General features: G+C 61.7%; 13 protein-coding genes. 4 read left to right on the top strand and 9 right to left on the bottom strand.

All coding sequences use genetic code 11. The features are described from left to right. From TX78_RS14200 to TX78_RS13685, 3 genes are all read left to right on the top strand, one after another. A partial coding sequence (locus tag TX78_RS14200) for a DapH/DapD/GlmU-related protein (RefSeq protein ID WP_267878917.1) occupies positions 1-317 on the top strand: 317 nt, incomplete at its 5' end. A 3-nt stretch (positions 318-320) separates the two neighbouring features. After that, positions 321-1,370, top strand: a complete 1,050-nt coding sequence (locus TX78_RS05025) for a hypothetical protein (protein WP_044494195.1) — start codon at positions 321-323, stop codon at positions 1,368-1,370. Between the two features lie 224 nt (positions 1,371-1,594). Continuing rightward, a complete protein-coding gene (locus TX78_RS13685) occupies positions 1,595-2,551 on the top strand; it encodes an endonuclease domain-containing protein (protein ID WP_147640423.1) in 957 nt (318 codons plus the stop codon). Between the two features lie 154 nt (positions 2,552-2,705). On the opposite strand, the gene TX78_RS05015 is transcribed toward TX78_RS13685, so the two are convergent. From TX78_RS05015 to typA, 5 genes are all read right to left on the bottom strand, one after another. Further along, positions 2,706-3,986, bottom strand: a complete 1,281-nt coding sequence (locus tag TX78_RS05015) for a citrate synthase (protein WP_044494193.1) — start codon at positions 3,984-3,986, stop codon at positions 2,706-2,708. A 137-nt stretch (positions 3,987-4,123) separates the two neighbouring features. Next, entirely contained in the window at positions 4,124-5,242 is a 1,119-nt protein-coding gene (dapC, locus tag TX78_RS05010) for a succinyldiaminopimelate transaminase (RefSeq protein WP_044494190.1), read from the bottom strand. Between the two features lie 22 nt (positions 5,243-5,264). Beyond that, positions 5,265-5,594 carry a ferredoxin gene (gene fdxA, locus TX78_RS05005; RefSeq protein WP_044494187.1) on the bottom strand — a complete coding sequence of 110 codons (330 nt, stop codon included), beginning with the start codon at positions 5,592-5,594 and terminating at the stop codon, positions 5,265-5,267. Positions 5,595-5,634: 40 nt separating this feature from the next. After that, a complete protein-coding gene (locus TX78_RS05000) occupies positions 5,635-6,180 on the bottom strand; it encodes a hypothetical protein (RefSeq protein WP_044494184.1) in 546 nt (181 codons plus the stop codon). A 17-nt stretch (positions 6,181-6,197) separates the two neighbouring features. Further along, positions 6,198-8,117, bottom strand: a complete 1,920-nt coding sequence (gene typA, locus TX78_RS04995) for a translational GTPase TypA (RefSeq protein ID WP_044494181.1) — start codon at positions 8,115-8,117, stop codon at positions 6,198-6,200. A gap of 239 nt (positions 8,118-8,356) precedes the next feature. On the opposite strand from typA, the gene TX78_RS04990 reads away from it, so the two are divergent. Further along, on the top strand, positions 8,357-8,731 hold the full coding sequence (locus TX78_RS04990; RefSeq protein WP_044494179.1) for a hypothetical protein: 375 nt from the start codon (positions 8,357-8,359) through the stop codon (positions 8,729-8,731). 26 nt (positions 8,732-8,757) lie between these two features. On the opposite strand, the gene TX78_RS04985 is transcribed toward TX78_RS04990, so the two are convergent. The 4 genes from TX78_RS04985 to TX78_RS04970 are packed head-to-tail and all read right to left on the bottom strand — an operon-like array spanning position 8,758 to position 14,225. Then, positions 8,758-9,864: a hypothetical protein gene (locus TX78_RS04985; RefSeq protein ID WP_044494176.1), complete on the bottom strand. Its 1,107-nt coding sequence runs from the start codon at positions 9,862-9,864 to the stop codon at positions 8,758-8,760. 10 nt (positions 9,865-9,874) lie between these two features. Next, the gene (locus TX78_RS04980) at positions 9,875-11,557 is read right to left on the bottom strand and encodes an ABC transporter ATP-binding protein (protein ID WP_044494172.1); all 1,683 of its coding nucleotides are present in this window, start codon (positions 11,555-11,557) and stop codon (positions 9,875-9,877) included. Continuing rightward, positions 11,554-12,693 (bottom strand): ABC transporter permease, encoded by a 1,140-nt coding sequence (locus tag TX78_RS04975; protein ID WP_044494169.1) that lies wholly within the window; start codon positions 12,691-12,693, stop codon positions 11,554-11,556. Before TX78_RS04975 ends, TX78_RS04980 begins: the two co-directional genes overlap by 4 nt. Further along, positions 12,690-14,225, bottom strand: coding sequence for an ABC transporter permease (locus tag TX78_RS04970; protein WP_044494167.1), 1,536 nt, complete (start codon positions 14,223-14,225; stop codon positions 12,690-12,692). Before TX78_RS04970 ends, TX78_RS04975 begins: the two co-directional genes overlap by 4 nt. Between the last annotated feature and the right edge of the window lie 31 nt (positions 14,226-14,256).

Genomic DNA, 14,256 nt, shown 5'->3' with positions numbered 1-14,256 from the left:
CCTCCATCATGGGCACCCTCTCCGGCGGCGGCAAAGAGAAGATCACCCTCGGCGAGGGCGTGCTGCTCGGAGCGAACTCCGGTGTGGGTATCAGCCTGGGCAACGACTGTGTGGTGGAGGCGGGCCTCTACATCACCGCCGGCACCAAAGTGACCGTGCTCGATGAGAACCGCGAGGTCTCCGGCACCGCTAAGGGAAGTGAGCTCTCTGGCTCCTCCGGGCTGCTGTTCCTGCGCGACTCCGTCACCGGTCAGGTGCAGGCCCGGCCGCGTAAGGGCCAGAAGGTCGAGCTCAACGCAGCCCTGCACGCCAACTGAGTCATGAGACCGAACGCCCGCCACCGCAGCGTCGTCGCCACCCGCCCCATGGTTCGGCGGCGCCGTCGTCGTCGCGCCCTGGTTGCCCTGGGTATCACCACCGCTCTGGTGGCCGGCACCGGCTACGGCGCCTGGCAGTACATCGAGCAGAACGAGTATCTGCTGGATGAGCGCTGCGAGGTGGCGCTGCCGGAGCAGGTCCAGCGGCTGAGTCCGTCACAGGCGCATAATGCGGCGATGATCTCGGTGTCTGCTGTGGACCGCGAGCTGCCCCCGCAGGCGGCTGTCCACGCGGTGGGGATCTCCCTGCAGGAGTCCGAGCTGACGGTACGGCAGGCGACCAATGAGCGTGATTCCCGGGTGTTGTTTGCCCGCGGTGCGCGGGACTGGTCCCAGGGCGCCAGTGCCCAGGTGGCTGAAGCAAGCATCGACGGGTTCTATGACATGCTCGAAGAACGCTGGGCCGCTGAAGACGCTGGCGCTGAGGAAGAGCAGAACGAGGACGCTGAGCAGGAATCAGCCTGGACCCCGGAGCTGAGCCTGGATGAGGCCGCTGAGGCCCTGGACCGGCCGCACAATCCCAGCTTCTATCCCCAGCACACTGACCGAGCGCGGGCTTTTGCGCTGCCCTTAGCCGGCCAGCAGCCGGTGGTGATGAGCTGTACGCTGCCGCAGCTGGATGCCCCGGAGGCAGATCCCCAGGGTCTCACCGAGGAGCTGGTGGCGCTGATGCCCAACGCCTTGGGGGTCAGCTTCACCGAAGCGCCCGAGGGGCAAGGCGACGAGGAGTTCGAGCCGGAGCCGGTGTTGGACGGCGTGGTGGAACTCAACGGCGAAGGCTCCACTGCTCAGATGGTGATTCATGTCCCTGAACGCAGCGGGGACTATGACTACCTCTGGATGGTGGCGCATTGGGCGGTGGCCGCAGCTTATGACTACGGCGTGCAGTCTGTGGCGGCGGGGCCATACGACTGGAACCGCGATTCCGGGATCTGGGAGCGCCAGGAGACAGTGAGCGACGACGCCGTCGTCATCGGTTTCTCCCGCGACTAAGCAGCACCCACCGGCCACCCCTCCCCCAGAACTTCTTACGGTCACGCGTTTTTGCGAGATTTCGCGCCATTTTCAGCGATCGCGGCGGTTTATTACCGGTAAAACGCGTGACCGAACGTCCGGAGTTTTCCCCAGTGATGATTCGGCAGTCCACCACGGCCGCTCTTCCACATCTGAGGCGCCTCCTCTGCCCCTCCGGCCACATCCGGCCAAGGATGAGGAGCATGAAGTCCCCCGAGGATCGACGACGACGCGCCCATAACTACCTCGTGCCCCGCCACGGGCTGACCAGAAGGGAAGCCCTGGAGCAACTGCCAGCACGAGATATCAGGCATGCGCTAGCCAATGATTCCCTCATCTCCCTCGGGCACGGCCTTCTGGGACCACAAACGAATAATGCTAGCCCTTCCGCGCTGCACACCCTCCAGGCACTGACCGCGATAGGCGGCAGGACCGTAGGACATGAGACGGCGGCCGCACTCTGGGGCTTGATACCAGTTCCGCTGGGTCCGCCCTATCATCTGATTCATGCACGCGGTCGGGCGCGTACGCGACGCTCGGGGCTGGTGGTCTCTCATACCGCCGATGTGCCTGAGCGTTTCTGCGCCACATACCAGTCGATACCGCTGACTGATCCCGCTTGGACCTGGACAGACTTGGCATTGAAGCTGCCGATGCTTCAGGCGCTCATTCTGGCTGATATCGCGGTGCGTCCAGGGCGCACTGAGTTCGGCGAAACAACGGGATCACTGACCCGGGTGTCAGATTTGCGGGATGCGGCTAAAGCCCGGGGGCCAGCCAACGGCGCAAAAACCGTAAGAACTGCGAGCCTGTTGGCGAGGCCCGGAGCCGATTCACCCCAGGAAACCACGCTCCGTTATTACATGTATGAGGCTAATCTTCCCGAGCCGCAGGTTAATGTGTGGCTACTGGATGAACATGGTCGCCGTATAGTGCAGCCAGATCTCAGTGTGGAGAAGTACCGACTGGCGATCCAGTATGAGGGGCAGTCGGTTCATTCGGACCCGGAACAGGTGCTGCGCGATGTCAGGCGTCAGGAGCGGACTGAGGCCCTGGGCTGGGTAGAGGTGCGCATCACCAAAGAACACATGCGACACAGCGGGGCTGGAGCCGTAGCGAAGATCACCCGGGCACTGCGGAAACAGGGGTGGCGCAGCTGATTCTGCGCCGACACGCATACGGTCACGCGATATGACGGCGTTTCGTCCTGGATTCGGTGCTTAGCGGGTCAAAGTGGCGTCAAAATGCGTGACCGAACGAGGAGACACAGGAGCGCCCCGACCGATTGGCCGGGGCGCTCCTGGATGAACAAGCTCAGGCGGGGTAATCGCGCTTGGGCTCGCCCACGTAGATCTGGCGGGGACGGCCGATCTTGGTGTTGCGATCGTCCATCATCTCGCGCCACTGGGCAATCCAGCCGGGCAGACGTCCTAGTGCGAACAACACGGTGAACATCTTCTCCGGGAAGCCCATGGCCTTGTAGATCAGACCGGTGTAGAAGTCCACGTTCGGGTAGAGCTTGCGCTCCACGAAGTAGTCATCCTCCAGGGCCTTCTGCTCCAGGCGCTGCGCGATATCGAAGAGCTCGTCGTCGCCGCCCAGCTTGCCCAGCAGCTCATCAGCAAGGCCCTTGACCACGCGAGCACGCGGGTCGTAGTTCTTGTAGACGCGGTGACCGAAGCCCATGAGGCGGACGCCGTCCTCCTTGTTCTTCACCTTCTCCATGAAGGCCTCGGGGCTGACGTCACCTGCCTGGATCTGGCGCAGCATCTTCAGCACAGCCTCGTTCGCACCGCCGTGGGCGGGACCGTAGAGCGCGTTGATGCCTGCGGAGATGGAGGCGAACATATTCGCCTGCGAGGAGCCCACCAGTCGCACCGTGGAGGTGGAGCAATTCTGTTCGTGGTCTGCGTGCAGGATGAGCAGGACGTCCAGGGCCTTGGCGATATCGGGGTCAATCTCGTAGTTCTCCGCCGGAACGCCGAAGCAGCCGCGCAGGAAGTTCTCCACCAGGCTCAGATTGTTATCCGGGTAGAGCATGGGCTGGCCGATGCTCTTCTTATAGGCGTAAGCCGCAATGGTGGGGACCTTCGCCAGCAGCCGGTAGGTGGAACGCTCAACCTGATCCGCATCGAAAGGATCCAGGGAGTCCGGGTAGTAGGTGGACAGCGCCGAAACAGCCGAGGACAGCACCGGCATCGGGTGTGCATCGCGCGGGAATCCGCCGAAGAAATCCTTAAGCTCCTCGTGGAGCAGAGTGTGCCGGCGGGTGACGTTGTCGAAGTCCTGAAGCTGCTCCGGGGTAGGCAGCTCGCCGTAGATCAGCAGGTAGGAAACCTCAAGGAAGCTGGACTTCTCCGCCAACTGCTCGATGGGGTAACCACGGTAGCGCAGGATGCCCTCGTTACCGTCGATGTAGGTGATGGCCGATTTGGTGTTGGCCGTATTCATGAAGCCCGGGTCGTAGGTGACCGCACCGGTGGTCTTCAACAGCGGGGCGATATCGAGGCCATCATTGCCCTCTACCGCGGTTTCCACCGGTAGTTCCAGCTCATGCCCCTGATAGTCCAGGCGGGCTGAGTTCTGCTCAGTCATCGTTCGCTCGCTTCCTTACCGATCCTGCGGCTGCGTCAGGTCCGCTTCGGGGCACGTCGGTGCCCCGCGCGGACAAGCACGTGGGTGACAACATGAAACAACCTACCGTGTGACCAGACACACGCGCCAATAGGTTGTCAGACTGCGAGACGCTCAGCGGCGGCCGCAATTCGCTCATCGGAGGCCGTCAAAGCTACTCGGACGTAGCCTTCCCCGGCCTCACCGTAGAAGACTCCCGGTCCCACAACGATCCCACGTTCTGCCATCCGCTGAACCTGAGCCCAGGTGTCACCGCGTCCATCTTCGGTCACGGAGCCGTCAGTGCACCACAGGTACAGGCCCGCCACCGAATGCTCCACTGTGAAGCCTGCAGCTTCCAGAGCGGGCTTCAACAGGGCACGACGGCGACGATACAGCTCCCGCTGAGACCGGACGTGGTCGTCGTCGGAAAGTGCCACTCGCAGCGCTTCCTGCACCGGGGCTGGCATGATCATCCCGGCGTGCTTGCGGGTATTCACCAGCCCCTTGATCAGCTCGGGGCAGCCAGCAGCAAAGGCGGCTCTATAGCCGGCCAGATTGGACTGCTTGGACACTGAATACACCGCCAGCAGGCCTTGGTGCGATTCACCGGCGACGCGGGGGTCCAGGATCGAGGGCACCTCCTCGACCTCCCAGGGCAGTTCTGCATAGCACTCATCGGAGGCCACGACGGCGCCGATGCGGCGGGCAAGCTCCACTACGCGGGCCATATAGGCGACGTCGTCGACTTTTCCGGTGGGATTACCCGGAGAGTTCAGCCAGATCAGCTTCACCCGGGCCAGCACGGACTCATCCAGGCTGAACGGGTCATCGGTGGCCACCCGTTCAGCGCCGGCGATCACCGCACCCATGTCATAAGTGGGGTAAGCGATGCGGGGACGCAGCACAATATCCCCGGCCCCCAGGCCCAGCAGAGTCGGCAGCCAGGCCACCAGCTCCTTAGATCCGATGGTGGGCAGCACCGCCTCAGGGTCGAGATTCGGCACACCGCGACGGAGGGCGAACCAGTCAGCCACAGCCTCGCGCAGCTGGGGCCGGCCGTGAGTGGTGGGGTACCCGGGGGCGTCACTGGCAGCAGCCAGGGCATCCTGGATCACCTGCGGGGTGGGATCCACCGGGGTGCCGATGGAGAGATCCACTGTGCCGCCGGGATGGGCAGCCGCTAACTCCCGGTAGGGAGTCATGGCGTCCCAGGGGTACTCGGGAAGAGTGAGCATGGAAGGTGTCAGACCTTGGGAATCAGTGTTCGTCGTGGGCCTGCGGCGGCAGGACAGCGATCACTTCATGGTCGTTCTCGATCTTGCCCAGTTTGGCGGCACCACCAGGAGAGCCGAGGTCGTCGAAGAACTCCACGTTTGCGCGGTAGTACTCGCTCCACTCCTCGGGCAGGTCATCTTCGTAGTAGATGGCTTCCACCGGGCAGACCGGCTCGCAGGCGCCGCAGTCCACGCACTCGTCGGGGTGGATGTACAGGGAGCGTTCGCCTTCATAGATGCAGTCCACCGGACACTCATCGATGCAGGCCTTGTCTTTGAGGTCCACACAGGGAAGCGCAATGACGTAGGTCATGGTCTCGAAGTCTCCTTTGGGGGTGCGTCAGTTTCCCAGTCTACCGCTGGGGGCCACCGGGGTAGGGCGCCAATGACGACGGCGGCTGGTGGTCTTCACCACGTAAGTGAGCCTGGGCCTGGGCAGCAGCGGCTTGTTTCTGCTGCAGCGCGTCCTTCATCAGAAGCCATTTGGTGAGAATCATGGCCACACAGGTGATCAGTGCGCTGCCCAGCCACCATAGTGCGGAGGCTAACACCGGACCGGGAAGCTGCTCCCAGGCGATCGGCGTGTAGTGAACCACCAGCTGGTCCGGCCCGGGCCATAGGTAGGCGATGCTGGCCACAGTGAACGTTGTTGCGCCCATCAGCATGGGTTCGGTCAGTGACCCGGCGGTCATACCGGACCACAGGAGAGCCAGCAGCAGAATCAGCAGTGCAAGCACTGCGCCCCACGGGAGGATGAGTCCGCTGCTGGGCTCTCCGATCACCCAGATATTGCCGTGCAACATAGTGCCCAGCACGCCGATGATAGCCCCGGCGGCGAAGCACACCCCCAGCAGAGCAGGACGGCGTCGGCTAGTGGACAGCTCTGAGTGTTGTGTCATAGACGTCAAGTACGCCTTTAGGCCGAGGCGGACTTCTTCTTGCGGGTTTCCTTCATCCGCTCGGAGGAGTTCAGGATGACCTTGCGGATACGGATGGCTTCCGGGGTCACCTCCACACACTCGTCCTCATTGGCGAACTCCAGGGACTCCTCCAGGGTCAGCTTCACCGGCGGGGTCAGGCCCTCGAAGGAGTCTGCTGAAGCTGCACGCATATTGGTGAGCTTCTTCTCCTTGGTGATGTTGACTTCCATGTCCTCGTTGCGGGAGTTCTCACCCACCACCTGGCCTTCGTAGACCTCGGACTGCGGCTCGACGAAGAACTTGCCGCGCTCCTGCAGGTTGATCATCGCGAATGGGGTGGCCGAGCCGGCGCGGTCGGAGATCAGCGAACCGGAGGTGCGGTACTCGATCTCGCCCTTCCAGGGCTCGTAGCCTGCCGCGTAGGAGGAGGCGATGCCTGCACCGCGGGTTTCGGTGAGGAACTTGGTGCGGAAGCCGATCAGACCGCGCGCGGGAACCAGGAATTCCATACGGATCCAGCCGGTGCCGTTATTGGTCATGGTGGTCATGGTGCCCTTACGAGCTGCCATCAGCTGGGTGATAGCACCCATGAACTCCTCCGGAGCGTCGATGGTCATGTTCTCCATGGGCTCATGGAGCTTGCCGTCGACCTCACGGGTGACCACCTGCGGCTTGCCCACGGTCAGCTCGAAGCCCTCGCGGCGCATCTGCTCCACCAGGATGGCCAGGGCGAGCTCGCCACGGCCCTGGACTTCCCAAGTGTCGGGGCGCTCGGTGGGCAGCACCTTGATGGAGACGTTACCGATCAGCTCCTTGTCCAGGCGGTCCTTCACCTGGCGGGCGGTGACCTTTGCGCCCTTGACGCGGCCGGCCATTGGAGAGGTGTTGATACCGATGGTCATGGAGATCGCGGGATCATCCACCACAATATTCGGCAGCGGCTTGGGGTTCTCCAGATCGGTGAGCGTCTCACCGATCATGATGTCCTCGATACCGGCGACGGCGACGATCTCGCCTGGGCCGGCGGATTCAGCGGTCACACGCTCCAGGCCCTTGGTGGCCAGCAGCTCAGTGATCTTCACCGTCTTGGTGGAGCCGTCCTTACGTGCCCAGGCCACCTGCTGGTTCTTGCGCAGGGTGCCGTTGAAGATGCGCAGCAGTGCCAGGCGCCCCAGGAAGGGAGAGGCGTCAAGGTTGGTGACATGAGCCTGAAGGACTTCTTCGTCGTCGTACTGGGGTGCGGGGACGTGCTCGAGGATGGTCTCAAACAGCGGCTCAAGGTCCTCGTTGTCCGGCAGGCCGCCGTCAGCGGGCTGCTCCTTGGAGGCGCGGCCAGCCTTACCGGAGGCGAAGACCACCGGCACATCCAGCACGGAGTCCAGATCCAGGTCCGGGTTCTCCTCAGCGACGTCGGAGGCCAAGCCCAGCAGCAAATCCATGGTGTCGGAGATGACACCTTCGATGCGGGCGTCGGGGCGGTCGGTCTTGTTGACCACCAGGATCACCGGAAGGGAAGCGTTGAGTGCTTTGCGCAGCACGAAGCGGGTCTGCGGCAGCGGGCCCTCCGAGGCGTCCACCAGCAGCACGACGCCGTCGACCATGGACAGACCCCGCTCGACCTCGCCGCCGAAGTCAGCGTGACCTGGGGTATCGATGACGTTGATGGTCACCTGGTCCTGACCGGCGTGCTTCTGGGCGGAGGGACCGGAGTAGAACACGGTGGTGTTCTTAGCCAGGATGGTGATGCCCTTTTCCTTCTCAAGGTCACCGGAGTCCATGACGCGGTCTTCGAGGTCGCCGTGTCCGCCGACTGCCTTGGTCTGGCGCAGCATGGCGTCGACCAGAGTGGTCTTGCCGTGGTCGACGTGGGCGACGATCGCGACATTGCGCAGATCATTGCGTGAGGTGATGCTCAAGAGAAAGGCCTTCCAAAACTTAAGGTCAAATGGTGCGAGCGCACCAGCCCAGTGTACGCGCTAGCACAAAATCGAAGATGTTCACCACTTCTGGACACTAGTGGTGTGCAGCATCAGTTCGCTACCGGTGAGAGGTGCCGACATGTATAAAAATGCCGCCTCTGGCGGTATTCGAATATCTATCAAAAAGAGTTTTCCGGTAACCCGAAATTAACCCAGCACTGTGTAATCTCCTTCACATGACTGCGCTGAAGCACGCCATCTCCCTGGAGAAGATCTCTATCCGCTACACCGAGGCGGATGGAAATGTGCGGATCATCGTTACGGATTTCTCCTTGGAGGTCCCCCAGGGGCATGTCCACTGTTTAGCCGGCCGCTCAGGGTCCGGAAAAAAGTGGCCGCGAGCGGCTCGCACCTCTGCGATCCGCGCTCAGCTGCTGAGCTCACTGGCACCCGGGATTCTGCTTGCTCTGCTCAGCGGTGTACTCGCCGTGGTCTTCTTGTGCAGTCAGGACCCGCTGCCACTGCTACTGGTGACTTTCGGAGTTCCCGTTGTCGCTGTTGCTATCACTCTGATCTGGGCCCAGAGCTACACCCGAGCCCTCGCCCGCTGAACTGGGCGTCGGCTAGGAACTTCTGATCAGGGCCGTGCTAGTACCAGGTAGCCGTGCTCCCAAGTGATCAGATACTGGTTCTGCTGAAGGGACCGGACGGATCGGACTGCCCCGGCGAAGGCAACCTCCGCCTCAGCCACGTCCAGATCCAACGAGTCGGAGGAGGTGTGTACGTGCCGGCTGAGCTCCTGGACGGCTTGGTCATCGCTGAGGCCCTCCTGGGTGCTCAGAACCTCCCACTGCTGCACGTCGATCTGGCTCAGACTCATTCCCGGATCCGGGCTTCCAGGTGCTGGTCGGGCCTCGCGACCGTGGGCAATGCTCAGCTGGGCGTCCTGGTATGTACTACTGAGATCAACAACGCGGCGCAGCACTACCGGGAGTGCACCTAATTGATCGGCCTCAGTCTCCACTCCAGGAAGCCGCAAACATTCAGAGTCGTCCGCGCCAGTTATCCCCAGTCGCACGGCATGAGTATCACCATTTGCGGCGCGAACCTGAATCACCATGTAGTCCTCTACCACTCCCGCTCCCAGAAGCAGCCTGGTAGGGCTGTCCTCATCGCGCCGCTGAGAATCGCGGATCGCCGCGTAGCTGAGCGCCTCCCCAGTGGCGGGGTCGACCACCATGAGCGAATCCACCAGGCTCCAGGCTTGGGAGGTATGCCCCACCAGTAGCTGCTCCCCTACCGCGCTGGCGACGAAAGGTTGCTCGGTGATACTCCATCCCAGAAAAGCCCCAGAGACAGGTGTCATCCCCAGCGCCTGGGCATACTCCTGCATCTGGCTCAGTAGCTCACCGGGATCTTCATAACCCTCCCCCGGTTCAAAATTCTCGACCAGCTGCTCTTCGAATGCAGCCCAGCTGCTGAAATGAGTATTTCGGGGTTGGTCAGAAAGGTTTTCCTCGGGATGGATGAACTCCCCGCAGGTATATCCCACTGCATCCAGCAATCCGCTGCGACGCAGACCGTCCTGGAGCAGGAATACCGCAACGACGGCGACCGCCGCGCCAGCAGCACCTAGTTTCAGCATCCTGCGTCGTCGTCGACGGCGATTCTGCTGAGCCTGCTCGAGCCACTCGGCATCGCGAGTGCGAGCAATAAGCGCACCAGCGCGACGGTCCTCAGTCACCTTCTGCCACTTAGTCCAGAGCGATTCCCTGAGCGGTGAGCAGCTGACGGCGAGCCTCACGACGTGCACGCTGCTTATACGGATCCGGCACCGGTGCCGCGGCCAGCAGCCGCTTGGTGTAGTCCTCGCGAGGTGAGGTCAGGATCTGCTCCTTGCGGCCCTGCTCCACCACTCGCCCCTTCTCCATGACCATAATCTGATCCGCCAGCTGGTCCACCACAGCAAGGTCGTGGGTCACGAACAGGCAAGCGAACTCATACTGCTCCTGCAGCTCTGAGAACATATCCAGCACACGAGCCTGTACCGAAACGTCCAGGGCCGAGGTGGGCTCATCAGCGATGAGAATGGAGGGGCTCAAGGCCAGCGCACGGGCGATGCTCACACGCTGACGTTGACCTCCGGAGAGTTCATGCGGGAAACGGTTGACCACATCGCGCGGTAGTTTCACCGCCTCCAGCAGCTCTTCCGCTCGGGCGATGCGCTCTTTAGGGGTACCCACTTTATGAATCACCATCGGCTCAGTGATGATCTCGCCGATGGGGAAACGCGGATCCAAGGAGGCCGCTGGGTCCTGGAAGACCACACCGATCTCTCGGCGCAGCGCTTTCTTCTCCCTACGCGGGAGCTTAGGCAGGTTCTTCCCACGGATCAGCAACTCCCCGTGGTCTACCTCCAGCAGTCCCAGCACAGCCTTGGCCACGGTGGACTTGCCGGAACCGGACTCTCCCACCAGACCGAGGATCTCGCCGGGACGCACCCCGAAGTTCACCCCTTCCACCACGCGCTTGGAGCGGCCGCGGTGCTTATAGGCCAACGCCAGGTCCCGACCCTCCAGGACGTAGTCACCGGGAGCAACCTCTTCGGCAGCAACAACAGGTGATGGCTCATTAACAGTCAATGAGGTGTCCCGCAGTCGAGGCATAGCCTCCAGCAGCCGTTTAGTGTATGGGTGCTGCGGGTCCAGAAGGATCTCCTCTGCCGGCCCGTGCTCCACCACTACGCCCTGGAACATGACGACGACGCGATCGGCCATATCCGCCACCACACCCATATTGTGAGTGATCAGCAGAATGCCGGCCTTGGTCTCATCTTTCAGCGTCCGCAGCAGGTCGAGGATCTCGGCCTGGACGGTGACATCCAGTGCGGTGGTGGGTTCATCGGCGATGATCATCTTCGGATTATTCGCAATCGCCATGGCGATGACGATGCGCTGACGCTGACCACCGGAGAACTGGTGCGGATACTCATAGATCCGCTCTGCAGCATTGGGAATTCCCACCTGCTCGAGCAGTTCTATGGATTTGGCCACTGCGTCCTTGCCATAGGCACGACCATGAATCTCGAAGACCTCGGCCATCTGGTCTGAGACCTTCAGCACTGGGTTCAGCGCAGTCATGGGCTCCTGGAACACCATGGAGATGTCGTTACCGCGCAGCTTGCGCAGTTCCCCTGCAGGCATCCGAGTCACGTCTTTGCCATCCAGGATCACCGTACCGGTCACCGTGGCATTCTCCGCGGAGAGTCCCATAGAGGTTGACGAGGTCACGGACTTACCGGAACCGGATTCGCCCACCACCGCCACGACCTCACCGGGCTTCACATCAAAGCTCACGCCCTTCACAGCATCGACCGTGCCTGATTCGGTGGCGAAGCTGACCCGGACATCCTCGAAGCTGAGGATCGGTTCACTCATTTCTTCCTCCAGAAACGCATAGTGTTCCCCTTCGGCTCTGAGGCCGAAACAGGGTGGGTGGCAGTGCCGGGGGTGCCGTAGGCGTTGCCTGCGCCAGCTACGCGCTCTTCTGCGCGGCGATTGCGCAGGCCCAGTGAGCGCAGCAGACCGGGGCGCCGGTCTCCGACACGCTTCTGCCGCGGGTCGTAGGCATCGCGCAAACCGTCACCGATGAAGTTCACCGTCAGAGCGATCAGCACGATGAAGATGCCGGGGAACCAGAACAGCCAAGGCCGGGTGCTGGAGGCGGACTCGTAGTAGTTGATCAGGAAGCCCAACGAGAGCTCAGGCGGACGCACACCGAATCCGATATAGGACAGGGATGACTCCAGTAGGATCGCCGCGGCAATGGAGAATGTGGTGTTGACGATGATGACGCCGATGCTGTTGGGCACCATATGGCGCAGAATGATTCGCCATGCGGAGGAGCCCATCGCAATTGAGGCTGCCACGTACTCCTTCTCTCGCAGGGTGAGAATCTCCGCGCGAACTAGTCGAGCCAAGCCCGTCCAGGTGATCAGACCAAGCACAAGTGCCAGCAGCCACACCCGACCACCGACCATCTGGCCGGCCACAGCCGCGATCACCAGCAGCGGCACCACGATGACCACGTCGGTCAGGCGCATCAGGATGGTTTCGATCCAACCGCGGTAGAAGCCAGCCAATGCACCGATGACCACACCGACAATGGTGGAGACGATGCCCACCACGAAGGCGATGATCAAGGACTGCTGCATGCCGTACATGACCTGAGCAAAGTAGTCCTGGCCCATCTGGGTCTGCCCAAAGGGATGCTCACCGAGGATCTGGCCGTTCTGGAACATCGTGGGGCGTCCACCGTCGATCACCGGACCCGTGGCGGTGTGGGTCTTATCCCACCAGCCCGGGATCGGCCCGTAGCCCAGGGATGAGAAAGCCATCACAGCGCAGAAGACCAGAATGATCAGCGACAGCACGGCAGGCTTGTGGCTGAAGAACCGTCTCAGCACCAGCTGATTCTGGGACAGCGAACGTCCCTTGTTCTGCAGTTTGGCATCCTCAACCTCGGCGAGGTCGGTCATCTGCTGTTCAAGATCAGAAGAATTGTTCTCGCTCATACTCGGATCCTTGGGTCGAGGAGGGCGTACGCGATGTCCGCCAGGAAGTTGAACATCACAGCTACGAAGCCGGTGACTATCACGAAGCCCATCACCGGTGCAGGGTCAACTTGTTGCAGGCCAGTGACAAAGAGCCCGCCCATGCCGTTCCAGTTGAAGACCTGTTCCATAATCACGGTGCCGCCGATCAGCCCGGCGAAGTCGAAAGCCACAATGGTGGCCAGCGGGATCATCGCGTTGCGGAAAGCATGTTTGAAGGTCACTGAGCGTTCGTTGGCGCCCTTGGCCCGGGCTGTTCGAATGTAATCCTGACGGGCGACTTCCAGCATTGAGGACCGGGTATACCGGGTATATGTGGCCACCGAGGTGATCATCAGCACCATAGTTGGCACCCAGAGCTGGGTCAGCAGGTCCAGGTTGACCTGCCACCAGGTGACATCGTCTTCGGTAAAACGGCGGGTATGAGAGCCGATCGTGCTGATCGGACGTGCTTTCAGCGAGATCAGCTCGGGCCAGTGGTACATGAAATGATCCAGCAGGATCAAGCCTGAGATCAGAGTGCCGGTGATAACGGAGACCGCAGTGGCTTGTCCCTTGGCATAGCCTCCGAATACACGAGCAAGCACCACGCAGACCACGATGGTCAGAGCAAACAGCCCCAGCATGAGGAACCAACCGCCTGGGGGGTTCTCCAGCAGTCCCCAGGTGGCGTAGTAGGCGACAATGCCGATACCGGCCACCATCAGCGAGGTGTACAGCACATTGCGGTTGTTCAGCCCGGTAATGAGCGCGGTCAGACCAACGGCAAGTGCCAGGCTGAGAATGATGATGCCGATTCCACCGATACGCGGAGTGGTCGCAAATGATGAGCTGTCGAAGAACCACAAGGCACCGGCGCTGGCAGCGAATGTCATCACGCCAGTGATGACCCGGCGCTTGGGATCTCCGCCTGCCACCAGGGGAATGGCCACGGCAAGCACTGCCGAGATGATGAATATCTGCGGCCAGCTGAAGTGACCGCCGTCCTGCATCCAGTTGTTATAACCGATGGCCAGATAATCCTTGGCCAGGACTGCAACCCAGAACACGGGCATGGACCAGAACAGGAAGATGATGAAGGAGACGGAGTAGTCGAAGAGGGAGTACTGGCGGATGGCGGACATAATGCCGATCAGGATGCCGATGACAATCGAGGCGATTGTGGCAATGAAGACCAGACGCAGCGAGTCCTGTGCGGCACCAGCGAGAATCGAGTTCATCTGCTGGCCCTCGCGGTTCACGCCGAAGTCACACTGGCCATAGAAGCAGCCAAGCACTCCGCGCAGCCAGCCCCAATAACGCACGTACCAGGGCTGGTCCAGGTTCATGACCCGGATGCGCTGCTCCATCTGATACGGGGCATCGGGGTCGTTGCTCTCACGGAGATCAGCGAGTGGGTCTCCGGAGTGGACGGTCATGAAGAAGACCAGGACGGAAGCGCCGAAGAGCACCAGAATGGTGCTTCCGAATCGCTTGAGAATGTATTTCAGCACAGCGGGGTATCGCCTTCCGGGATAACGGGGG

Source organism: Nesterenkonia massiliensis (assembly GCF_000455245.1).
GTDB lineage: Bacteria > Actinomycetota > Actinomycetes > Actinomycetales > Micrococcaceae > Nesterenkonia > Nesterenkonia rhizosphaerae.
The sequence above is the reverse complement of the archived record's forward strand: the minus strand, read 5'-3'. Positions and strand labels throughout refer to the sequence as shown.